Raw genomic sequence first — 20,883 nt, 5'->3', positions numbered from 1 at the left:
CTCAGCCGCGCTTCATGAGCCGGCCGACGGCAGCCATCATCTCGGTGGCCATCTCGTCGGCCCGACCTTCGGCCGCCCCCTCGTGCATGCAGTGGCGGGCGTGCCCGTCGAGCAGGCCCAGGGCCACCTTGTCGAGCGCGGCCTGGATCGCGGAGATCTGGGTGAGCACGTCGATGCAGTAACGGTCCTCGTCGACCATCTTCTCGATGCCCCGGACCTGCCCCTCGACGCGGCGGAGCCGCGCGAGCAGTTGGTCCTTGCTGGCGGTGTAGCCGCGGATCGGTGTGGGTGTGGTCATGGCGACGAGAATAGCGTACCCCTGGGGGGTATGGTAACGTCCCTCGTGTCCGATACCCCCACCGGGTACCGGTACCTGACGGAGTACGAGTCTGCCTCGGCCTTACCCCTGGGGGGTATAGGCTGGCAGAAGACGAAGGGAGCGGTTCGATGGTCGACACGACGTACCAGGTGCGGGGCATGACCTGCGGGCACTGCGTCAGCGCGGTCAGCGCCGAGGTGGGCGCCATCGCCGGGGTGCGCGACGTGCAGGTGGATCTCGCCACCGGCCGGGTCACCGTCACCAGCGAGCAGCCCGTGGACACCGATTCCATCCGGGCCGCGGTCGACGAGGCCGGTTACGACCTCGTCGAGGCGTGAGCGGGAGGCCCGGGATGAACACCGTGACCAGAATGGGCGGGTTCGCCCTCGGTCTCGCGGCGGTCTTCGGCGCGGCGTACGGGGTCGGCCGGGTGGTCGATCCGATCGACCCGGTCGCCGAGAGCCGGCCCGGCGGCGGCGCCGCCCACGGCCCGGGCCCCACCGTGCACGACGAGGCGGCCGAGCGGGTTCCCGGCGGCCTGCTCGTCTCCGATCGTGGCTACACGCTCGTTCCGGTCGCTGCCCCGGCCGGCGAGTTCGCCTTCCAGATCGGCGGGCCGGACGGCCGCCCGGTGACCAGGTACGACGTGGCGCACGACAAGCGGATGCACCTGATCGTCGCCCGGCGGGACCTGTCCGGCTTCCACCACGTGCACCCGGACCTCGCCCCGGACGGCACCTGGCGGGTCGACACCCCGCTGGACGGCCCGGGGCAGTGGCGGGCGTTCGCCGACTTCACGCCCACCGGGGGTGAGGCGCTGACCCTCGGCGTGGACGTGACAGTCCCCGGTGAGCTGACCGAACGGCCGCTGCCCGCCCCGGCGACCAGCACCACGGTCGACGGCTACACAGTCACGCTGGCCGGCGTGCCGCAGCCCGGCCGCACCTCGTCACTGGCCCTGAGCGTCAGCCGCGACGGGCGACCGGTCACCGACCTGGAGCCCTACCTGGGGGCGTACGGGCACCTGGTGGCGCTGCGCCGGGGCGATCTCGCGTACCTGCATGTACACCCGGACGGAACACCCGGCGACGGACGCACCCGGCCCGGTCCGGAGATCTCCTTCTCCGCCGAGGTGCCGTCGGCCGGCAGCTACCGGCTCTACCTCGACTTCCGGCACGGCGGGCGGGTGCACACCGCCGAGTTCACAGTCGTCGCCGGCACCGCCCCGACCGGGGGCGACCCCACCCCGAGCGGGCCGGCGCCGACCGAGCACGGCACCCCCGGCCACGGGCACAACTGACGGGACCAGACGATGACCACCACCAGCAGACCACTGCCCGAGGCGCCGAACCGGATCGAACTGGCCATCGGGGGGATGACCTGCGCCGCCTGCGCCGCCCGGATCGAGAAGAAGCTGAACCGGATGGACGGGGTGAGCGCCACCGTCAACTACGCCACCGAGAAGGCCACCGTCCGGTACGTCGACAGCGTCACGCCTGACGACCTGATCGACACGGTGCAGAAGACCGGCTACACGGCGGCCCTGCCGGCTCCGCCGACGACCGAGCAGCCGGTCGACCCGCTGCGTGGGCCGCGTACCCGTCTGTGGGTGTCGGCGGTGCTCAGCGTGCCGGTGGTCCTGCTGGCCATGGTGCCGCCGTGGCAGTTCGACTACTGGCAGTGGCTCTCGCTGACCCTCGCCGCCCCGGTGGTGGTCTGGGGCGGGCTGCCGTTCCACCGGGCCGCGTGGACCAACCTGCGGCACGGCGCCGCGACAATGGACACCCTGGTCTCGCTGGGCACCCTGGCCGCGTTCGGCTGGTCGCTCTGGGCGCTCTTTCTGGGCGACGCCGGGATGCCCGGGATGACGCACCCCTTCCGCTTCGACATCACCCGCACCGACGGCGCCGGCAACATCTATCTGGAGGCGGCCGCCGGGGTGACGGTGTTCATCCTGGCCGGGCGCTACTTCGAGGCCCGATCCAAGCGGACCGCCGGGGCGGCCCTGCGCGCCCTTCTCGAACTCGGCGCCCGGGACGTGGCGGTGCTGCGCGACGGCGTGGAGACCCGGATCCCGGTGGACCAGCTCGCCGTCGGTGACCGGTTCGTGGTCCGCCCCGGCGAGAAGATCGCCACCGACGGGGTCGTCGACGAGGGCACGTCCGCAGTCGACGCCAGCATGCTGACCGGCGAGTCGGTGCCAGTCGAGGTCGGCCCGGGCGACGGGGTGGTCGGGGCGACGATCAACGCGGGCGGCCGGCTGGTCGTCACCGCCACCCGGGTCGGCGCGGACACCCAGCTCGCCCGGATGGCCGACCTCGTCGAGCAGGCGCAGAGCGGCAAGGCGGCCGTGCAGCGACTGGCCGACCGGATCTCCGGCGTCTTCGTTCCGATCGTCATCACCCTCGCGGTGGGCACCCTCGGCTGGTGGCTGGGCACCGGCGCTGGTCCGACCACCGCGTTCACCGCCGCCGTGGCCGTGCTGATCATCGCCTGCCCGTGTGCGCTCGGCCTGGCCACGCCGACCGCACTGCTGGTCGGCACCGGTCGGGGCGCTCAGCTCGGCGTGCTGATCAAGGGCCCGGAGGTGCTGGAGTCGACCCGCCGCGTCGACACGGTCGTGCTGGACAAGACCGGCACCGTGACGACCGGCCGGATGACGTTGGTGGACGTGGTGCCGGCCAACGGCGAGGACCGGGCCGAGTTGCTTCGACTCGCCGGTGCGCTGGAGGCCGCCTCCGAGCACCCGATCGCCCGGGCGGTCGCCGCCGGCGCCGCCGAGGCCGCAGCGTTGCCCCCGGTGACCGACTTCGCCAACCTCGAAGGGTTGGGCGTCACCGGCACGGTCGACGGTCGGAGCGTGCTGGTCGGCCGGCTCCGGCTGCTGCGCGAGCGCGGTGTCGACGTACCGCCGGAGGTCGATCTGGCCGTGCGGGATGCGGAGGCCGCGGGGCGTACGGCGATCGTCGCCGGCTGGGACGCACGGGCGCGGGGCGTGCTCGCGGTCGCCGACGTGGTCCGGCCGACGAGCCGGACGGCCGTGGCCCGGTTGCGCGCCCTGGGGCTCACCCCGGTCCTGCTGACCGGCGACAACCCCACCGTGGCCGCTGCGGTCGCGGCCGAGGTGGGCATCGACGAGGTGATCGCCGAGGTGCTGCCCGCCGGCAAGGTCGACGTCGTCCGGCGGCTTCAGGCGCAGGGGCGGTCGGTGGCGATGGTCGGTGACGGGGTGAACGACGCGCCGGCGTTGGCCCAGGCCGATCTGGGGCTGGCGATGGGCACCGGCACCGACGTGGCCATCGAGGCGTCCGATCTCACTCTCGTCCGGGGTGACCTGGACGCGGCGGTGGACGCCATCCGGCTGTCCCGGCGCACGCTCGGGATCATCCGGGGCAACCTGTTCTGGGCCTTCGGCTACAACGTGGCGGCCCTGCCGCTGGCCGCCGCCGGCCTGCTCAACCCGATGATCGCCGGTGCCACGATGGCGCTGTCCTCGGTCTTCGTGGTGGCCAACAGTCTGCGCCTGCGCCGGTTCCGTTCGGCAGCCGATCGCGGATTGTGACGACGGCGATGGTTGGGCGGCGGACGGCGGGGGTACTGCTGAGGTCGTAGCGACGCTCGCAATGGAGGTTGGCACATGGGTATCGATGACAAGATCAACAACGCCAGCGAGGACGCGGCCGGCAAGCTCAAGGAAGGCGCCGGTCGCGCCACCGACAACGAGCAGCTCGAGGCCGAGGGTCGCGCAGACCAGTCCACGGCCAAGCTCAAGCAGGCGGGCGAGAAGATCAAGGACGCTTTCAAGAGCTGACGTACGACGTAACCCGCACGCCGGGCCGGTGATCACTCACCGGCCCGGCGTGCTGTGTGTCCGGGGTCGTGAACCCTGAGATCCCCCTGATTCCGCTCGTCGTCCACGCCGCCGTGCGGCCACACCTGCTAACTTCTGTTGGCATGTGCAAGGGCTGGTTATGAGTGCCGCTCCACCGCCGACCGGCGACGACCTGGTCCGGGTGCTGGCCACCCTGGCCAACCCGCACCGACTGCGGGTCGTCGCCGCGCTGGCGCGGGAACGTGCCTATGTCAGCGGGCTGGCCCGGCAACTGGGCATCAGCCGAGCGCTGTTGCAGGTCCACCTGAGAAAGCTGGCGGCGGCCGGGCTGGTCACCGCCCGCCTGGAGTTGTCGGAGGACGGGAAGGCCATGAACTACTACGAGGTGGAGCCGTTCGCGCTCACACTCACCCCCCAGGTCATCGCGGCGGCGGTCGAGACGCTGACCATGCCCGACTCGACCGAGCAGCCCGGAGCCGACCGATGAGCGAACACGACTGGACCGAGGTGGTCGGCGCGCTCGGCATCTTCGGCTTCCTGATCAGCGTCGTCACGGTGACAGTCGTCCAGTTTGCCAAGACCCGGCGGGCCCGGTACGAAGCGGCGCGCGCGGACGACTACCGCCGGCTCGCCGAGACGGCAGCCCAGGCCCAGGCCGAGAACACCCGCCTGCTCGCGGCGTTGGACGGCCGGCTGGGCGGGATGGACACCCGGATGGCCACGCTCGAACGCGTCCTGCGCGAGGTCGACTGACCGCACCGGACGAAGGCCCCGGGCCGTCGAGCGGCCACTCGACGGCCCGGGTGGAAGCAGCATCACCTCGCCCAGTGGGCGAGTTTCACCGGTAACGCTCCTTCGGGGAGAGGACAGCACCCCATGCCGCACGTACGCAAATCCGCCCTCGCCTGGGCGGTGGCCCTGGCCCTCACGACCGCCGGCCTGACCCCGGCGAACCCGGCCGCCGCCCGACAGGCCATCGACTGGCAGCCCTGCCCCACGGACGCCACCGCCGACTGCGGCACCCTGTCGCTGCCCGTCGACTGGAACCAGCCCCGGGGTGAGCGCTTCGACCTGGCGTTGGCCCGCCGGGCCGCCACCGACCCGGCCGCCCGCACGGGTGCGCTGGTGTTCGGTCCCGGTGGACCCGGCGACAGCGGGGTCGACCGGGTGGTGACCGGAAGTTCCCGGTTCAGCGCCGAGCTGCGCCGCCGGTTCGACGTCGTCAGCTTCGACCCGCGCGGCACCGGCCGCAGCCATCCGGTGATCTGCGCCCGGGAGTTGCTCGCCCGGCAACCGCAGCTGATCGCCGACCAGGCCCAGTTCGACGCCACGCTTGCCGGCAACGCGCTGCTGCGCGCCGACTGTCGGGCACGCACCGGCCCGCTCTACGACCACGTCGACACGACGAGCGCCGCCCGCGACCTCGATGCCGTCCGCGCCGCCCTCGGCGAACGGCGGCTGACGTTCCACGGCAGCTCGTACGGCACCCTGCTCGGTCAGCGCTACGCGGAGCTGTTCCCCGACAAGGTCCGGGCCATGGTGCTGGAAGCCGCCGTGGACCACAGCCTCGGCGTCCGCGCCTTCGTCGACACCCAGGCGGTCACCGCCGAGGACGCGTTCGACGAGTTCGTCGCCTGGTGCGACAGGTCCGCCGACTGCGTCCTGCACGGTCGGGACGTCCGGGCGATCTGGGCCGGGCTGCACGACCGGGCCCAGCGTGGCCTGCTGACCGATCCGGACCGCGCCGGGGCCGCACTGCCCCCGTTCGAGCTGAGCCGGCTCGCGCACAAGCAGCTCTACGAAACGGGGCGGTGGCCGGGCCTGGCCGAGTGGATCGGGAAGCTCCAGGGCGCCGCGACACCGGGCGTCAGCGCGCGTACGGCGGATGCCGTGGCGCCGTACCCCTTCGCGGTCTTCTGTCAGGACTGGGACCTGTCGGTCCGCGACTACCGCGAGTACGCCGCACACGTGCGCCGGGCGGCCCGGCTCGCGCCCGACCTGCGCTACCCGCCGGCGCTGTTCGCCCTGGTGACCTGCCTGGGCTCGCCGACCCCGGTCGCCGACCCGCAGCACCGCCTGCGGGTCCGCAGCGACGTGCCGCTGCTGCTCGCCGCCACCGTGCACGACCCGGCCAGCGGCTACGCCTGGGCCACAAACGTGGCGCGGCAGCTGGGTCGGCACGGAGTGCTGCTGACGTACGAGGGTTGGGGCCACGGCAGCTACACCACCAGCCCCTGCGTGGGGCGAGCCGTCGACGCGTACCTGATCGACCAGGTGGTGCCCGCCCGGGGCGCCCGCTGCCCGGCCGTCGACGTGTCGAGCTGACCGACACCCCGGTCGCCGCGCGGCAGCCCCGTGCGGCGACCGGGGTGTGCCGTGGTCAGTGCAGGACGCGGTACGTCAGGCGCGGGACGGTCGGCCCGCCAGCCGGGCGGCTCTCCGCTCCAGATAGCGCTGCTCGGGAAGGCTCGTCGTGCCACGCGCCGCCGCCAGGTACGCCTCCCGCGCGGCGTCCGGCTCCCCGGCCAGCTCCAGCAGGTGCGCCCGGACCGCGGCGAGCCGATGGTGCCCGGCCATCCGCTCGTCGGCGTCCAGCGGCGCGAGCAGGGCGAGTCCCGCCCGCGGACCGTCCACCATGGACACAGCCACCGCCTGGTTGAGGGTGACCATCGGGTTCGGGGCGAGCCGGGCCAGCAGCCGGTAGAGCGCCACGATCTGCGGCCAGTCCGTCTCCGCCGGCGTCGGCGCCTCGGCGTGCACCGCCGCGATCGCCGCCTGGAGCTGGTACGGGCCGGGTGGCGACCAGGTCAGCGCCTCGGTGACCAGGGCGACTCCCTCCGCGATGGCGCCGACGTCCCACCGGGTGCGGTCCTGCTCGGTGAGCGGCACCAGCTCGCCGTCCGCGCCGACCCGGGCCGCCCGGTGCGCGTCGGTGAGCAGCATCAGCGCCAGCAGACCTGTCACCTCACCGTCGTCGGGCAGCAGCCCGTGCAGGACGCGGGCCAGCCGGATCGCCTCGCCGGTCAGCTCGGCCCGTCGCAGGTCCGGTCCGCTGGACGCGGTGTACCCCTCGTTGAAGATCAGGTAGAGCACCCGGAGCACGGTCCGCAGCCGCTCGGCGCGCTCACCCGGCCCGGGCATCAGGAACCGGGCCCCGGCCGCCTCGATCCGCTGCTTGGCCCGCCGGATCCGCTGACTCATCGTCGCCTCGGGCAGCAGGTGCGCCCGGGCGATCTGGGCGGTGCTGAGCCCGCCGACCGCCCGCAGGGTCAGCGCCACCTGCGCCGAGGGCGCCAGCGCCGGATGGCAGCAGAGAAAGAGCAGGGTGAGGGTGTCGTCGGCGTCCGCCACCGCCGGCTCCGCGTCGGCCGCCGGCGCCACCTGGGCGTACGCCGGCTCGCGCCGCGTCACCGCCACCTCGCGGTCCCGGCGGGCGCTCTCGCTGCGCCACTCGTCGGTGAGCCGGCGGGTGGCCACGGTGAGCAACCACGCGCGCGGGTTGTCCGGTACGCCCTGTCCGGGCCACTGCGTCGCGGCGGCGAGCAACGCCTCCTGGACGGCGTCCTCGCACCTGTCGAACTGGCCGTGCCGGCGGACCAGCAGGCCGAGGACCTGCGGCGCGAGCGTGCGCAGCAGATCCTCGACCGTCCGGTCGTCGGTCACATCTCCGTCCCGGCCTGTTCCATGACCGGGCGGACCTCCATCGCCCCGCCGAAGCGCACGTCCGGCCACCGGGCGGCGATCTCGGCGGCCCGCTGCGGGCTGTCGCAGTCGACTGTCAGGTAGCCGGCGAACTGCTCCTTGCTCTCCATGAACGGCCCGTCGACGATCTCCGGGTGACCGCCGGCGAGCCGGACCGTCTGCGTCTGCGACGGATCGGCCAGCGCCTGGCCGTCGACCAGCTCGCCGCTCTCGGTCAGCTCCTTCATGATCGCGTCCACCTCGCCGAACAGGGCGTTACGGTCCTTCTCGGGCAGCCCCTCGGTGAAGCCGGGCCGGTTCCAGATCAGCAGCATGTACTTCACGGCGATGCTCCTCGCTTGGCTGGTCGCTCCCCGGGCGGGGTGCGGCTCACCGGAGGGTCGGAGCCGACGCCCCGTTCCCTACCGCGTACCGAAGAAAATCGCAGAAATACTCTCCGGCGGTGGTCCCACGCCGTGCGGATCAGGGCCGACCCGGCACCTGTCGAGGCCGTCGGCCGCCGCCGACGTCCAGCGCGGCCCGGTCGGCCGCCGAGGTGCCGGACGACCAGCCCTCGGCGTCGCGGACGCTGAGCCGGTGCCGGGTGACGCCCGGAAAGAGGGCCCCCAACCGCTCCTGGACCGCCTCGCCGCGTGCGGCGAGCACCGGCAGCAGGCGTTCCGGCCCGGCCGTCTCGGCAGCCGCCTGGTCGGCCGCCTCGGTGGCCGCGCGCAGCCGCTCACCGATCCGCAGCGCGAACGCGTTGAGGAAGGACTCGTCCCACACCTTCGTCCGCCGGCCGGACCCCGGCCGGCGTTCGGCGCGACCGCGCAGCATGGCGGCGGTGGCCTGCACCAGCAGCGAGGTGTAGAGCAGCTCCACCGCCACGAGATCAGCCGGCCACCCCAGCACCGTGGTGAAACCGAGGTCGTCGGACCAGACCGCCTCGCACCGGTTCGCCGCCGCCACCTCCTGCACCAGCAGCGCCTTCGCCCCCGCGTACGGGGTCTCGGTGCCCAGCCGCACCCCGCCCGGCAGGTCGCCGCGCTCCGCCCCGGCCGCCAGCAGCGCCTCGTCGATGCTGTGCCGGGCGATCAGCTCCTGCGCCTTCCCGGTCAACGCCTCCGCCTCGGCCGGAAAGGTGGTCGACTCGGCCTTGGCGAGCAGCGCGCGTACCCGGTCCAGCATCGGCGACCCGCTGCGGCCCGTACCGGCGGTGCGGGGGACCGCAGCCCCGGTCGAGCCGGGCGGCGGGCGCAGCACCGCGATCGGCGGCAGGCTCTCCACCAGGGCGAGCACGTCGACCGCGGCGCGGAGTGCGTCGACCCGGTCCAGTCCCTCCGCGGCGGTCCAGGCGGCCAGCAGGTCGTGGCCGTCGTCCCGGCCCTCGGCGGCCAGCGCGCGCAGCTGGTCGTCCCACCAGTCGGGGACCGGCCCGGCCTGCTCGCGTCGCTGGGCGGCCAGCGCGTCCCGGACCAGCCGGGCCGCCCGCGCGTCGAGCCGCCGGGCGGTGATCCGGTGCACGTCGACCGGCTGCCAGCCGCGGGGCCAGAGCTGCCCGAGGCCACGGACCAGCCGACGCCGCAGGGCAGCGTCCACCACAGTGGCGCTGTCCGTCGCGCCGGTGCCGACCATCAGCCGGTCCAGCTGCCGTTCGGCCTGTCGTACGTCGGTGCCGCGCACCGCCGCGAGCGCGTCGGCGACGAGTTCGTCCGCGTCCGGCACAGGCACCTCCTCCGGTCTCCGTTGCCGGCGAGGCATCCGGCCCGCCCACCCAATGATCATGCCGGCAGGGCTCCGGCGGGCATGACTCGGCCAGTTTGGGGTAGTTCGGCCCTGACCCGGGTGGATGCGAGGTGTGTGTGGTGGTCGACAGCAGCCTGGGGCGGGAGCGTCCGGTCGCCGTGCCGGACGGCCGGTCGTCCACGCTAGCGGGCGTCCTGATCGGCGTCGCGATCATGGCCGCCGTGGACGAGATCGTCTTCCACCAGGTGCTGGCCTGGCACCACTTCTACGACCGGTCCACCCCGTCGGTGGCGCTGCTCTCGGACGGGCTGCTGCACGCCGCCGAGGTGATCGCCCTGGTCGGCGGGTTCTTCTGGTTCGCCGATCTGCGCCGACGGCTGGTCCTGTCACCACGGCTGGCCTGGGGTGGTTTCCTGCTCGGCGCCGGGGGATTCCAGCTCTTCGACGGGCTTGTCGACCACAAGGTGCTCCGGGTGCACCAGATCCGCTACGGCGTACACCTGCTGCCGTACGACGTGGTGTGGAACGTGGGCGGCGCGGTACTGCTGCTGGCCGGCGCGGCCCTGGTCTGGTGGACGCGGTCCCGCCGACCGGGTGACGGCCCCCGGTGACGGCAGCAGCTCCGGGCCCGGCGGCATGGGCGCACGGAGGCCACCCGGCGGACGGGCCGGGCTGGTTGCCGCTGTTCCCGGTCGCGGTGCTGGCCGTCGGCTACCTGCTGGCCGCCGTACGCGACACGCGCGGCTGGGACCATCGGCGAACCGCCGCCTGGCTGGCCGGCTGTGCCGTGCTGGCGGTCGCGGTCGGGCCGCTGGCCCACCTCCCGGACGACCCGCGCTGGCACATGGCGCAGCACCTGCTGCTCGGCATGCTGGCGCCGCTCGGGCTGGTCCTCGGCGCACCGGTGACGCTGCTGCTGCACGTCGCGGCCACCTCGACGCGTCGGCGGGTGGGCCGGCTGCTGCGCGCCCGAGGGCTGCACCTGATCGCCCACCCGGTCACCGCGGCGCTGCTGAGCACGGGCGGGCTGGCGCTGGTGCTGCTCACCCCGCTGTACGCGGCGGCGGAACGCCACCCGGCCCTGCACCACGGCGTACACCTGCACTACCTGGCCGCGGGCTATCTGTTCGCCTGGTCGCTGGCCGGGCCGGACCCGGCGCCCCGCCGCCCCGGGCTCGCCGTGCGGGTCGGCGCGCTGCTCGGCGCGTCAGCCGGTCACGCGGCGCTCGCCAAGTACCTCTACGCGCAGGCCGGCAGCCTGCCCCCGGGGCTGACCGACCCGGATGCCGCGGCGTTCCGGTCGGCCGCCCAACTCATGTACTACGGCGGTGACATCGCGGAGCTGCTGCTGGCGGTGGCACTCTTCGCGACCTGGTACCGCCGCCGCCCACCCCTGGTGAGCAGGAGGTTCGCGTCACGACAGGATGCTGCCGTGACGCGAACCCCTTGATCAACTCTGCGTGGACGGGGCCGCCAGGGCGGCGGTGAGCCGCCGGAAGAACGCGCGGATGTCGTCCTCGCTGTGCGGCGTCTCGGCCTGGTCGTTCAGCGGGCCCGAGTAGCGCAGCGCCTGCTCCAGCGCGTCCCGCGTCACGGCCCGGTCACCCGGGTAGAGCCCGGCGGCCACCCCGTCGGCGACCCGGGTCACCACCGAATCGTCGAGCGTCCTGTCGAACTGGACCCCGTAGAGGATCCCGTTGACGTGGCCCTTCCAACTGTCCGTACCCATGCTCGTCGACTCCCCTAGAAGATCCGGCCGCCATCCCAGCCCAGAATCGGAACCCCGTTGACGCCGTTGCGTTTGAACTCGGCGTCGAGATTGGCCATGTGGCTGGGCTCGGGCTGGTAATGACCGCTGCGCGCCGTGGCGTACTGGACCCTACCGTCCTTCACGACCAGCTCGCCGGCCGCGGCGACCGGGTTTCCGCCGCCCAGAGTGGAGTGGTGGAAGTCGCCGACCCGCTGGTAATTGGACGCGTAGAGGTTGCCGTTGCGGTCCATCACGAAGATCGCCTGACCGTTTCCGCTGAACACGGTCTGCGCGCTCGACGTGTCGAACGGCTCGCCGTTGCGTGCGCTGCGCAGCACTCCGTCGCTGTCGAAGAAGACCCGGTGCTGTTCCAGCTCCTCGGGGCTGAGCCGGCGTACGGCCGTCGGAAAGTGTCCTCCGGGCAGATGCTCGTTGCGGTACTTGTCGAGCATTCCCTTGGTGTTGGAGTAGCGCGGGGTGGTGTGCGGGCCGGGCACGCCGGGCCGCTTCGGACCGCCCCGCTTCGCGCCCTTGCGGGCGAAACGGCGCAGCAGCGTCTTCGCGCGCTTCAACAGCTGCGGAATGATCTCCTTGACGACCCGTTCGATGACCTCCTTGATCACCCGCTGGATCGCCATCCGGGCCAGGCCGATCGAGACGGGGATCTGGGCCAGCGACGCGCCGAAGCTGGGTGCCGCCGCCGCCAACGCGATCGCCACCTGAATGACCAGGATCGTCAACTGGACGATCACGATGATCTTCTGCGTCAGGGTGATGATGGCCATCACCAGCAACGCCATGCCGATCAGTTCGGCCGCCTGCGCGCCGTCCTCGATGCGGCGCGGCGCACCCTCCTCGCCCTGCCACGCCTGCTCGAACGCGCGGATGTCGTCGCCGCTGTTGGTGGTGCTGACCTGCGCCGCGCCCGCCTGGGCCTCCCCGGCGGCCGTGCGCAGCCGGCCGGCGAACGCGAACCACAGTTGGGACGCCTCGAACAGCAACTCTTCGTCGGCGGTCGGCCAGGTGAAGCCGACCCAGCCCAGCGCCTCGGCGAGTTCAGGAGGTAGCTGCATACCCACTGGGCAGCTCCATCCTCGTGAAGAGTTCCGCGTTGGCGAGGTCGGTCGCCTCGTGCGCGTCGGCACCGAGGTCGAGGTTCTCGGCGGCCTCCAACAACTGGTCGGCCATCGACCGGTACACGTCGAGCGCGTGCGTCAGGACCTCGACGTACACGGCTCCGAAGAGGGAGCCCGCCTCGTCGGCGCCCCAGGGGTTACCCGCCCCGTTCACCGTCGACTCGAGGCCGCTGACCGCCTCGCCGAGCTGCTGGCCGGTTGTCGCGATCGACGCGGCGGCGGCGTGCAGGGCGTCGACGTCCACCTGGATTCCGTCGGACATGGCTCAGCGACGATCCATCCGGCGGGTGGCCGCGTCCAGGTCACCGATCATCTGTTGGAAGCCGCGGAACGCCTCCGCCGAGACCCGTTCGAGCTGCTGGGTGAGGGCCGTGCTGTCGACCTGGGCCCCGGCCGTCAGGCCGGCCCGGCGGGCGCGCTCGTCGGCCTGCGCCGCCTGGACCGCCTCCAGGACGTACTCGGCGATCGTGCTGGTGCCGGCCCGGGACAGGCTCGGGTCGATCACCAGCGTCTGGAGGGCACCGAACGCGGAGACCTCCGCCTCGACGAGACCGTCACCGCCGGTGCCCCGCCCCACCATCTGCTCGGCGTCCGGCACGGGCCCGTCGGCGTCACCCGCCTGCGCCGTGACAGCACCCGATGCCTGGCTCAGCAGGCGCATCGCCTCTTCGAGCGAGCCACTCAGGCCGGACGGATCAATACCGCTCGCCATGCTCGTCCCCCCACGTCCGCAGTCCACCGTCGGTGCACGACGGTACCAATGCGAAACGCGTACGCGTGTCCCGGAAGTCGGCTGTGGATCAGTCCCAGGTGGACAGAACCTCGTCGACCGGAGCGACGTCGCGCTCCGGGGTGGGCGGGCCCGCCGGAGTACGGTCGAAGCGGGGTGCCGGAGCCGGTTGGATCCCGCCGTCCACCTCGACGAACGTCCCCCGGGCCGCGTTGTGCGGATGCCGGTGCGCCTCGCCCGGGGCCAGCACGGGGGCGACACAGGCGTCCAGGTCGGCGAAGACCGCCGTCCACTCGTCCCGCGTCCGCTCGGCGAACCGTTCGGTGAACCGCCTCCGCAGCTCGTCCCAGCCGCTCGGGTCGTACTGGTCGGGCAGGTCCGCCTCGTCGGCCAGGCCGAGACCCGCCAGCAGTACGGCGTAGAAGGCCGGCTCCAGCGCCCCGACGGCCATGAAGCCGCCGTCGGCGGTGGCGTACGTGTCGTAGAAGGGCGCTCCTCCGTCGAGCAGGTTCCGCCCGCGCGGGGCGGCCCACAGGCCGGTGCCGAGCAGCCCGTGCAGGAACGAGGTGAGCAGCGCCGATCCGTCCACCATTGCCGCGTCGACGACCTGACCGAGGCCGGAGCGTTCCCGTTCCAGCAGCGCGGCAAGCACGCCAACGGCGAGCAGCATGCCGCCGCCGGCGAAGTCACCGATCAGGTTCAGTGGCGCGTGTGGACGCGTGTCGGCTCGACCCAGGGGCTCCAGCGCCCCGGCGACCGCTATGTAGTCGATGTCGTGGCCGGCCCGAGCCGCCAGCGGGCCGTCCTGGCCCCAGCCGGTCATCCGCGCGTACACCAGCCGGGGGTTGCGGGCCCGGCAGACGTCCGGGCCGAAGCCGAGCCGCTCGGCGACCCCCGGCCGGTACGCCTCGACGAGCACGTCCGCCCGCTCGACGAGGCGCAGCAGGTCGGCCACGCCGGCCGGGGACTTCAGGTCCAGCGCGGTGACCCGCCGGCCGCGCTGCAGGGGTCCACCGGTCGGCGCGGCGAGGCGCCCGGCGCCCGGGCCGCCCGGCCGGTCGACGCGCACCACGTCGGCCCCGAGGTCGGCGAGCACCATGCAGCCGAACGGGGCCGGCGCGAGGCTCGCCAACTCGACGACCCGCACCCCGGCCAGCGGTCCGCCGCGCGCGGCCGTCACGCGACGCCGGCCGGTTCGGCGGTACGGGCGGCGAGCCGATCGGCCAGGTCGGCGGGAGGCGTGAACCGGTCGCCGTACCGTTCGGCCAGCTCGGCGGCGCGGGCCGCGAAGCCGGCCGGGCCGCCCGCGTACTGCCGGACGTAGCGGATCACGCCGCCGGTCCAGGCGGGGAAGCCGATGCCGAAGATCGAGCCGATGTTGGCGTCGGTCTCGGTCCGCAGCACCCCCTCGTCGAGGCAGCGCAGCGCGTCCAGCGCCTCGGCGAAGAGCATCCGCTCCTGAAGGTCGGTGAACGGCACCGCCCGACCGGCGTCGGTGACCAGGTCGGCGAGGCCGGTCCACAACCGACCCCGGACGCCGTCGTCGTAGGAGTAGAAGCCGCGTCCGGCCGCACGGCCCGGCCGGTCGTACGCGTCGACCAGCTCGTCGACGAGCCGGTGCGCGGGCAGCGGCAGGTATTCCGCGCTGGCCGCCTCGAACTGACGCCGGATCCGCTGGATCAGGGTGAGGCTCACCTCGTCGGCCAGCGCGAGGGGCCCGGTCGGGTAGCCGGCCTGCAACGCGGCCTGCTCCACCGACGCGGCCGGTACGCCGTCGGCGACCATGCCGACCGCCTCGTCGATGAACCGGCCGATGACGCGGCTGGTGAAGAAGCCCCGCCCGTCGTTGACCACGATGGGGGTCTTGCCGATCCGCCGGCCGAGGTCGAACGCGCGGGCCAGGGCCGCGTCCCCGGTCTGCTCGCCGACCACGATCTCCAGCAACGGCATCCGGTCCACGGGGGAGAAGAAGTGCATGCCGATGAAGACGGCCGGCCGGTCCACGCCGGCGGCCAGCTGAGTGATCGGCAGGGTGGAGGTGTTGGAGGCGAGCAGCGCGCCCGGCGCGAGCACCGGCAGCACCTCGGCGAAGACTGCCTTCTTCAGGGCCGGGTCCTCGAAGACCGCCTCGATGACGGCGTCGCAGCCGGCGAGGGCGTCCACCTGGTCGGTGGTGGTGATCCGGTCCAGCACCGCCCGGGCGTCGGCCTCGGTGGCGCGGCCCTTGCGGACCCGGCGGGCCAGCAGTCGTTCGGCGTGCTCCCGGGCCCGCCCCGCGGCCTCCGGTGACACGTCCCGGACCACCACGTCGAGGCCGGCGCTGGCGCAGGCGTACGCGATGCCGGCGCCCATCATGCCGGCGCCGAGCACCGCCACCCGCCGCACCGGCGCAACGTCCACGGACGGTCGGGCGGCGCCGCCGTTGACGGCCTTCAGGTCGAAGAAGAACGCGCCGATCATGTTCTTGGCGACCTGCCCGGTGAGCAGGCCGATCAGGTGCCGGGTCTCCACGGTGAACGCGGTGTCCAGGTCGACCTGCGCGCCCTCCACGGCCGTGGCCAGGATCGCCTCCGGCGCGGGCAGCCGGGCGCCCTTGAGCTGCTTGCGCAGCGTGGCCGGGAAGGCGGGCAGCTGCGCGGCCAGGGACCGGCTGGCCGGGGTGCCACCGGGCATCCGGTAGTCCGGCCGGTCCCACGGCTGCAACGGGCGCGGGTTGGCGGCGATCCAGGCCCGCGCGCGATCCAGCATTTCCGCCTCGGTGGCGACGACCTCGTCGACCAGACCGGCCGCCAGGGCGTCGGCCGGGCGCATCCGCCGGCCGGTGAGCAGCACGGTGGTCAGCGCGCCGGCCAGGCCGAGCATCCGTACGGTCCGGGTGACGCCGCCGGCCCCGGGTAGCAGACCCAGGGTCACCTCGGGCAGGCCGAGCCGTGAGTCGGGCGCGTCCAGCGCGACGCGGTGGTGGCAGGCGAGGGCGATCTCCAGGCCGCCGCCGAGCGCGGAGCCGTTGACCGCCGCGACGACCGGGCTGCCCAGGGTCTCCAGCCGGCGCAGGTCCCGCTTGATGGTGCCGAGCAGCTCCGCCAGCGCGGGCGCGTCCTCGCGGGTCGCCCGGATCATCTCGGGCAGGTCGCCGCCGGCGAAGAACGTCGACTTCGCGCTTGTCACGATGACACCGGTGAGATCGGGCTCGGCCTCCAGCCGGTCGAGCACCTCGCTCATCGAGGCCACGTACGCCCGGTTCATGGTGTTGGCGGACTGGTCGGGGTCGTCCAGGGTGAGCGTGACGATGCCGTCGGCGCCGCGGTCGTACCGGATGGTGGTGGTCATTGGTCTTTTCCCCCGGGTCAGCAGCGCTCGAGAACGGTGGCGACGCCCATGCCGCCGCCGATGCAGAGGGTCACCACGGCGCGGCGCAGGTCGCGGCGCTCCAACTCGTCCAACGCCGTGCCGAGCAACATGGCTCCGGTGGCGCCCAGCGGGTGGCCGAGCGCGATCGCGCCGCCGTTGACGTTCACCCGGTCCGGGTCGAGGCCCAGGTCGCGGACGTACTTGAGCACCACTGCCGCGAACGCCTCGTTGATCTCGAACAGGTCGATGTCGTCGACTGTCAGGCCGGCGACGGCGAGCGCCTTGTGGGTGGCCGGGATCGGGCCGGTCAGCATCAGCGTCGGGTCGGCGCCGGTGACTGCCGCGCCGACGATCCGGGCGCGCGGGGTGAGGCCGAGGTCCTGCCCGACCTGCTCCGAACCGATCAGCACCAGCGCTGCGCCGTCCACGATGCCGGACGAGTTGCCCGCGTGGTGGACGTGGTCGATCGCCTCCAGCCAGTGGAACTTCTGCAACGCGACAGCGTCGAAGCCGGCCGCCTCGCCCATCGTGGCGAAGGACGGGGTGAGCCGGGCGAGGGCCTCCCGGGTGGTCTCCGGGCGCGGGTGCTCGTCGACGGTGAGGATGTCCAGCCCGTTGCCGTCGCGCACCGGCACCACCGAGCGGGCGAAGTGCCCGCCGGCCCACGCCTTGGCGGCCCGCTCCTGGGACCGCAGCGCGTAGCCGTCCACGTCGTCGCGGGTGAAGCCCTCCATGGTCGCGATCAGGTCGGCGCTGACGCCCTGCGGCACGAACGACGTGGCCAGCGCGGTCTGCGGGTCGGTGGCCCAGGCCGCGCCGTCGGAGCCCATCGGCACCCGGGACATCGACTCGACCCCGCCGGCCAGCAGCAGGTGCTCCCAGCCCGAGCGGATGCGCGCGGCGGCCGAGTTGACGGCCTCCAGCCCGGAGGCGCAGAACCGGTTGAGCTGCACCCCGCCCACCTCGTCGGGCAGCCCGGCCAGCAGCGCGGCGGCCCGCGCCAGGTCGCCGCCCTGCTCGCCGACCGGGGTGACGATGCCGAGCAGCAGATCCTCCAACCGGCCCACGTCCAGGCCGGGGTTGCGGTCGCGCAGCGCGTCGATCAGGCCGACCACCAGCGAGATCGGCTTGACCCCGTGCAGTGCGCCGGTGTCCCGGCCGCGTCCGCGCGGGGTGCGGACCGCGTCATAGACGTACGCCTCAGAGGGCACGGGCGATCAACTCCTTCATGATCTCGTTGGTGCCGCCGTAGATCTTCTGGACGCGGGCGTCGGCGTACATGCGGGCGATCGGGTACTCCGTCGTGTAGCCGTAACCGCCGAACAGTTGCAGGCACCTGTCGATGACCTCGCACTGCCCGTCGGTGAGCCACGACTTAGCCATCGCCGCCGTGGCGACGTCCAGGTCGCCACGGGTGTGCCGGACGATGCAGTCGTCCAGGAAGACCCGGCTGACCCGGGTGCGGGTGGCGCACTCGGCGAGCACCATCCGGGTGTTCTGGTGCCCCATCAGGGTCTTGCCGAAGGCGGTGCGTTCCTTGGCGTACGCCACGGTCAGCTCGACCGCGCGTTCCATCGCGGCCACCGCGCCGACGCCGATGACCAGCCGTTCCTGCGGAAGCTGCTGCATGAGCTGGATGAAGCCCAGCCCCTCGGCGCCGCCGAGCAGGTTGGCCGCCGGCACCCGGAACTCGTCGAAGAACAATTCGGCGGTGTCGTTGGCGTGCAGCCCGATCTTGGACAGCAGCCGGCCCCGGCGGAAGCCCTCCGGGTCGCCGCCCACCTCGCACACCAGCAGCGAGACGCCTGCCGCCCGCTGCTCGGGGTCGGTCTTCACGGCCACCAGGATCAGGTCGGCCAGGCCACCGTTGGTGATGAACGTCTTCGCGCCGGTGACCAGGTAGTCGTCGCCGTCGCGGACCGCCCGCGTGCGCATCGCCTGGAGGTCCGAGCCGCCGTCGGGCTCGGTCATCGCGATAGCGCCGACCAGCTCACCGCTGCACAGGCCGGGCAGCCACCGTCGCTTCTGCTCCTCGCTGCCGTACGCGACGAGATAGCCCGTGACGATGCCACTGTGGACGGCCAGCCCGAGGCTGCTCTCCCCGGTGTACGCCTGCTCGTGCAACAGCACGGCCTCGTGGGTGAAGCCGCCGCCCCCGCCGCCGTACTCCTCGGGGACCGACAGGCCGAGCAACCCCAGCTCACCGGCCCGCCGGTAGTGCTCGCGGTCCGGGTGACCCTGGGCCAGCAGGCGGTCCGCGTGCGGCAGCACCTCCTTGGTGAAGAAGGTGCGGGCCAGGTCGGCGAGGTCGTCGTGCTCAGGTTCGCGCCAGGGCGAGGGGGAGCCATCGGGCGTCGGCATGTGCACCACCCTCGCGCGCTGTTGGCGGCATGTCAATAAGTCTGGATCAGCAGCCGGGCACAGGCTTGCGGGCCGTCCGCGAAGGGCAGATGTCCGCAGCCCGCCAGCGGCACGTGCCGGGCCGCCGGCAGCGCCGCGCGGGCCCGCCGGGCCTGAGTGGCGTACGGCAACACGAGATCGCGCGTACCCCAGGCGACAGTCACGGGGATGTCGTCGAGCGCGCCGGCCGTCTCTCGACGGACCTGCCATCCGGCGAACGCGGCGCGTGCCACCGCGAAGCCCGGCGCGTCGGCCAGCGCCGCCGCCGAGTCGACGCACTCGTCGGGGTCGAGGTGACCCGGGTGGCCGTAGAAGAGGCCGCAGAACGCCACCCGCCCGGCCCGGCTCGCCAGCAGCCGGGGCAGCGCCGGCCACAGCCCGCCGGCCGCCGACCGGGCCCCGCCGACCGCCAGTTGACACCAGCGCCGCCCGACCGACCCCCAGAACCCGATCGGCGAGAACGCGGTCACCGAGGAGGCCAGCCCGCGTCGCCCCAACTCCAACGCGATGCCGCCCCCGAGCGAGTTGCCGGCAACGGCGGGCCGGCGCACGCCCAGCGCGTCCAGGAACGCGGCGACCCGATCCGCCAGGTGTTCCACCGACCCGGGGGCCACCCGCGGCAACGGCTTCGACGGCTCCGGTGGCTCGGGCCACGGTGGGGAGGCGCCGAAGCCGGGCAGGTCCAGCGCGATCACGTCGTGGTGCCGGGCCACCTCGTCGAGCACCGGCTCCCACACCTGCCACCGACTACCGATGCCGTGGATGAGCACCAGCGGCGGTCCGTCACCACGCCGCGAGTGAGCGAGCCAGTCCGGGTCCCCACGGTGCATCCACCCACCCTCACACGCCGGATAGTCACCTCGGCAACCCCGATCACGTCGCGGTCGTGCCCCCCAGTCGCGTCGATCATGAAGTTGTGGTGCCCGACGAAAGGGAAGCGCGCCACCATATCGCCCACCATGAGTCCATGATCGACGCAGGCTGGCGAGGCGGGGAGGGGAACTACTCGGGCTCGTCGCCATCGGTAGGGCGCGGTGGGCGGTGCTCGGCGATCCACGCCTCCACGTCGGCACGCAGCCAGACCGTGGTGCCGTGCAGCCGTTGAAACGGCGCGGGGAAGGTCGGATAGCGGATGAGCTGGCGCATCCGCGTCCGGCTCACGCCGCCGAGCAACTCCTGCAGCTCGTGCGGGCCGACCAGCGGACCCGGTACCTCACTCATTGCGTCATCGAGAAGTTGAGTGTGCTACTCGGGCTCGTCGCCGTCGGTGGGGCGCGGTGGGCGATGCTCGGCGATCCACGCCTCCACGTCGGCACGCAGCCAGACCTTCATGCCGCGTAACTCTTGGTAGGGCTTCGGGAAACTCGGCCGCATAGCGATCTGCTGAAACCGGCTCCGGGAAACGTTCAGCCGTTGACCGATCTCGTACGGCCCCATCAGCTCGCCCGGCCCCTCGTCACCCACACCCGGAGACTAGGCACGTTCGCGTATCCCCAATCGGGGGTCCCCGAAAGGGGGTCCCCGTCTTGACAGGGGGCCGGTTCTCACTGAGAGTGGTCAGAGCATTGCTCTCGCTGTCGAGCCGAGCAGTGGGGGCGTCGTTCAACGAAGGGCTGGCCGATGGATCAGGCGGCGGAGTTGGCATGGCTTCGGGAGCGGGTCGGCGGATTGGAGACGGCGCTGCACTGCGCACGGAGAGAGTTGTTCGATCTCCGTTGTCGGCTGACGTTGATCGGCCGGGTCGTGCAGGACGTCGACCGGGTGCAGCGCGCTCCCGGGGTCGCGGTTGGTGCGATCAATGCGGCGCTCTACGCCGAGACGTCCAACCTGCGGCATCTCGGCCGGCACCTGATCCGGCGTCGGCGCGGAATTCAGTGATCACTTGATGCTCAGCAGCTCAGGAGCGGCGCCGACAACTGGTGAGCATCAAGTGATCAC

General features: G+C 73.0%; 25 protein-coding genes. 10 read left to right on the top strand and 15 right to left on the bottom strand.

Annotation, left to right across the window (positions count from 1 at the left end; genetic code table 11):
• Window position 1 precedes the first annotated feature (1 nt).
• On the bottom strand, window positions 2-298 hold the full coding sequence (locus AB0B97_RS05655; protein WP_266248359.1) for a metal-sensitive transcriptional regulator: 297 nt from the start codon (window positions 296-298) through the stop codon (window positions 2-4).
• Between the two features lie 149 nt (window positions 299-447).
• Here AB0B97_RS05655 and AB0B97_RS05650 point away from each other — a divergent pair, with 149 nt between their 5' ends.
• The 7 genes from AB0B97_RS05650 (at window position 448) to AB0B97_RS05620 (ending at window position 6,476) form a co-directional block, all read left to right on the top strand.
• The gene (locus tag AB0B97_RS05650; protein WP_357490943.1) at window positions 448-657 is read left to right on the top strand and encodes a copper ion binding protein; all 210 of its coding nucleotides are present in this window, start codon (window positions 448-450) and stop codon (window positions 655-657) included.
• A 14-nt stretch (window positions 658-671) separates the two neighbouring features.
• The gene (locus AB0B97_RS05645) at window positions 672-1,619 is read left to right on the top strand and encodes a hypothetical protein (RefSeq protein ID WP_357490941.1); all 948 of its coding nucleotides are present in this window, start codon (window positions 672-674) and stop codon (window positions 1,617-1,619) included.
• Between the two features lie 12 nt (window positions 1,620-1,631).
• Entirely contained in the window at window positions 1,632-3,881 is a 2,250-nt protein-coding gene (locus AB0B97_RS05640) for a heavy metal translocating P-type ATPase (RefSeq protein WP_357490939.1), read from the top strand.
• 75 nt (window positions 3,882-3,956) lie between these two features.
• The gene (locus AB0B97_RS05635; protein ID WP_139583988.1) at window positions 3,957-4,130 is read left to right on the top strand and encodes a CsbD family protein; all 174 of its coding nucleotides are present in this window, start codon (window positions 3,957-3,959) and stop codon (window positions 4,128-4,130) included.
• Between the two features lie 160 nt (window positions 4,131-4,290).
• Window positions 4,291-4,638: a helix-turn-helix domain-containing protein gene (locus AB0B97_RS05630; RefSeq protein ID WP_357490937.1), complete on the top strand. Its 348-nt coding sequence runs from the start codon at window positions 4,291-4,293 to the stop codon at window positions 4,636-4,638.
• Window positions 4,635-4,904, top strand: a complete 270-nt coding sequence (locus tag AB0B97_RS05625) for a hypothetical protein (RefSeq protein WP_357490935.1) — start codon at window positions 4,635-4,637, stop codon at window positions 4,902-4,904. Before AB0B97_RS05630 ends, AB0B97_RS05625 begins: the two co-directional genes overlap by 4 nt.
• A 123-nt stretch (window positions 4,905-5,027) precedes the next feature.
• Window positions 5,028-6,476, top strand: coding sequence for an alpha/beta hydrolase (locus AB0B97_RS05620; protein WP_357490933.1), 1,449 nt, complete (start codon window positions 5,028-5,030; stop codon window positions 6,474-6,476).
• 75 nt (window positions 6,477-6,551) lie between these two features.
• On the opposite strand, the gene AB0B97_RS05615 is transcribed toward AB0B97_RS05620, so the two are convergent.
• The 3 genes from AB0B97_RS05615 to AB0B97_RS05605 all read right to left on the bottom strand — a co-directional run bounded on the left by AB0B97_RS05615 (window position 6,552) and on the right by AB0B97_RS05605 (window position 9,557).
• Complete coding sequence (locus AB0B97_RS05615; RefSeq protein ID WP_357490931.1) at window positions 6,552-7,814, bottom strand: DUF6596 domain-containing protein; 1,263 nt, start codon at window positions 7,812-7,814, stop codon at window positions 6,552-6,554.
• Window positions 7,811-8,167, bottom strand: coding sequence for a YciI family protein (locus tag AB0B97_RS05610; RefSeq protein ID WP_357492038.1), 357 nt, complete (start codon window positions 8,165-8,167; stop codon window positions 7,811-7,813). The genes AB0B97_RS05615 and AB0B97_RS05610 overlap by 4 nt, the downstream gene beginning before the upstream one ends.
• A 148-nt stretch (window positions 8,168-8,315) precedes the next feature.
• Complete coding sequence (locus AB0B97_RS05605) at window positions 8,316-9,557, bottom strand: DUF2786 domain-containing protein (RefSeq protein ID WP_357490929.1); 1,242 nt, start codon at window positions 9,555-9,557, stop codon at window positions 8,316-8,318.
• 140 nt (window positions 9,558-9,697) lie between these two features.
• On the opposite strand from AB0B97_RS05605, the gene AB0B97_RS05600 reads away from it, so the two are divergent.
• Window positions 9,698-10,189: a DUF2243 domain-containing protein gene (locus tag AB0B97_RS05600; RefSeq protein ID WP_357490927.1), complete on the top strand. Its 492-nt coding sequence runs from the start codon at window positions 9,698-9,700 to the stop codon at window positions 10,187-10,189.
• The gene (locus AB0B97_RS05595; RefSeq protein ID WP_357490925.1) at window positions 10,186-11,028 is read left to right on the top strand and encodes a cytochrome c oxidase assembly protein; all 843 of its coding nucleotides are present in this window, start codon (window positions 10,186-10,188) and stop codon (window positions 11,026-11,028) included. Before AB0B97_RS05600 ends, AB0B97_RS05595 begins: the two co-directional genes overlap by 4 nt.
• Here the strand turns inward: AB0B97_RS05595 and AB0B97_RS05590 are convergent, their stop codons facing one another.
• From AB0B97_RS05590 to AB0B97_RS05540, 11 genes are all read right to left on the bottom strand, one after another.
• A complete protein-coding gene (locus AB0B97_RS05590) occupies window positions 11,029-11,307 on the bottom strand; it encodes a hypothetical protein (RefSeq protein WP_234589684.1) in 279 nt (92 codons plus the stop codon).
• Window positions 11,308-11,321: 14 nt separating this feature from the next.
• A complete protein-coding gene (locus AB0B97_RS05585; protein WP_357490923.1) occupies window positions 11,322-12,401 on the bottom strand; it encodes a hypothetical protein in 1,080 nt (359 codons plus the stop codon).
• Window positions 12,385-12,726 (bottom strand): hypothetical protein, encoded by a 342-nt coding sequence (locus tag AB0B97_RS05580; protein ID WP_234589688.1) that lies wholly within the window; start codon window positions 12,724-12,726, stop codon window positions 12,385-12,387. Before AB0B97_RS05580 ends, AB0B97_RS05585 begins: the two co-directional genes overlap by 17 nt.
• 3 nt (window positions 12,727-12,729) lie before the next feature.
• Window positions 12,730-13,176 carry a YbaB/EbfC family nucleoid-associated protein gene (locus AB0B97_RS05575; protein WP_357490921.1) on the bottom strand — a complete coding sequence of 149 codons (447 nt, stop codon included), beginning with the start codon at window positions 13,174-13,176 and terminating at the stop codon, window positions 12,730-12,732.
• An 88-nt stretch (window positions 13,177-13,264) separates the two neighbouring features.
• Window positions 13,265-14,374 (bottom strand): CaiB/BaiF CoA-transferase family protein, encoded by a 1,110-nt coding sequence (locus tag AB0B97_RS05570; RefSeq protein ID WP_357490919.1) that lies wholly within the window; start codon window positions 14,372-14,374, stop codon window positions 13,265-13,267.
• Entirely contained in the window at window positions 14,371-16,524 is a 2,154-nt protein-coding gene (locus AB0B97_RS05565) for a 3-hydroxyacyl-CoA dehydrogenase NAD-binding domain-containing protein (protein ID WP_357490917.1), read from the bottom strand. The genes AB0B97_RS05570 and AB0B97_RS05565 overlap by 4 nt, the downstream gene beginning before the upstream one ends.
• 17 nt (window positions 16,525-16,541) lie before the next feature.
• Window positions 16,542-17,756, bottom strand: coding sequence for an acetyl-CoA C-acetyltransferase (locus AB0B97_RS05560; RefSeq protein WP_357490915.1), 1,215 nt, complete (start codon window positions 17,754-17,756; stop codon window positions 16,542-16,544).
• Window positions 17,746-18,906 (bottom strand): acyl-CoA dehydrogenase family protein, encoded by a 1,161-nt coding sequence (locus AB0B97_RS05555; protein ID WP_357490913.1) that lies wholly within the window; start codon window positions 18,904-18,906, stop codon window positions 17,746-17,748. The genes AB0B97_RS05560 and AB0B97_RS05555 overlap by 11 nt, the downstream gene beginning before the upstream one ends.
• Before the next feature lie 32 nt (window positions 18,907-18,938).
• Window positions 18,939-19,775, bottom strand: a complete 837-nt coding sequence (locus AB0B97_RS05550; RefSeq protein WP_357490911.1) for an alpha/beta fold hydrolase — start codon at window positions 19,773-19,775, stop codon at window positions 18,939-18,941.
• A gap of 172 nt (window positions 19,776-19,947) precedes the next feature.
• Window positions 19,948-20,166: a hypothetical protein gene (locus AB0B97_RS05545; protein WP_357490909.1), complete on the bottom strand. Its 219-nt coding sequence runs from the start codon at window positions 20,164-20,166 to the stop codon at window positions 19,948-19,950.
• Window positions 20,167-20,190: 24 nt separating this feature from the next.
• Complete coding sequence (locus AB0B97_RS05540) at window positions 20,191-20,409, bottom strand: hypothetical protein (RefSeq protein ID WP_357490907.1); 219 nt, start codon at window positions 20,407-20,409, stop codon at window positions 20,191-20,193.
• A 156-nt stretch (window positions 20,410-20,565) separates the two neighbouring features.
• On the opposite strand from AB0B97_RS05540, the gene AB0B97_RS05535 reads away from it, so the two are divergent.
• Window positions 20,566-20,823, top strand: coding sequence for a hypothetical protein (locus AB0B97_RS05535; RefSeq protein ID WP_357490905.1), 258 nt, complete (start codon window positions 20,566-20,568; stop codon window positions 20,821-20,823).
• The last annotated feature ends 60 nt before the right edge of the window (window positions 20,824-20,883 follow it).

Source organism: Micromonospora sp. NPDC049004 (assembly GCF_040649315.1).
In the GTDB taxonomy this organism is placed as follows: domain Bacteria; phylum Actinomycetota; class Actinomycetes; order Mycobacteriales; family Micromonosporaceae; genus Micromonospora.
This window is presented reverse-complemented; position numbering and strand designations above follow the sequence as displayed.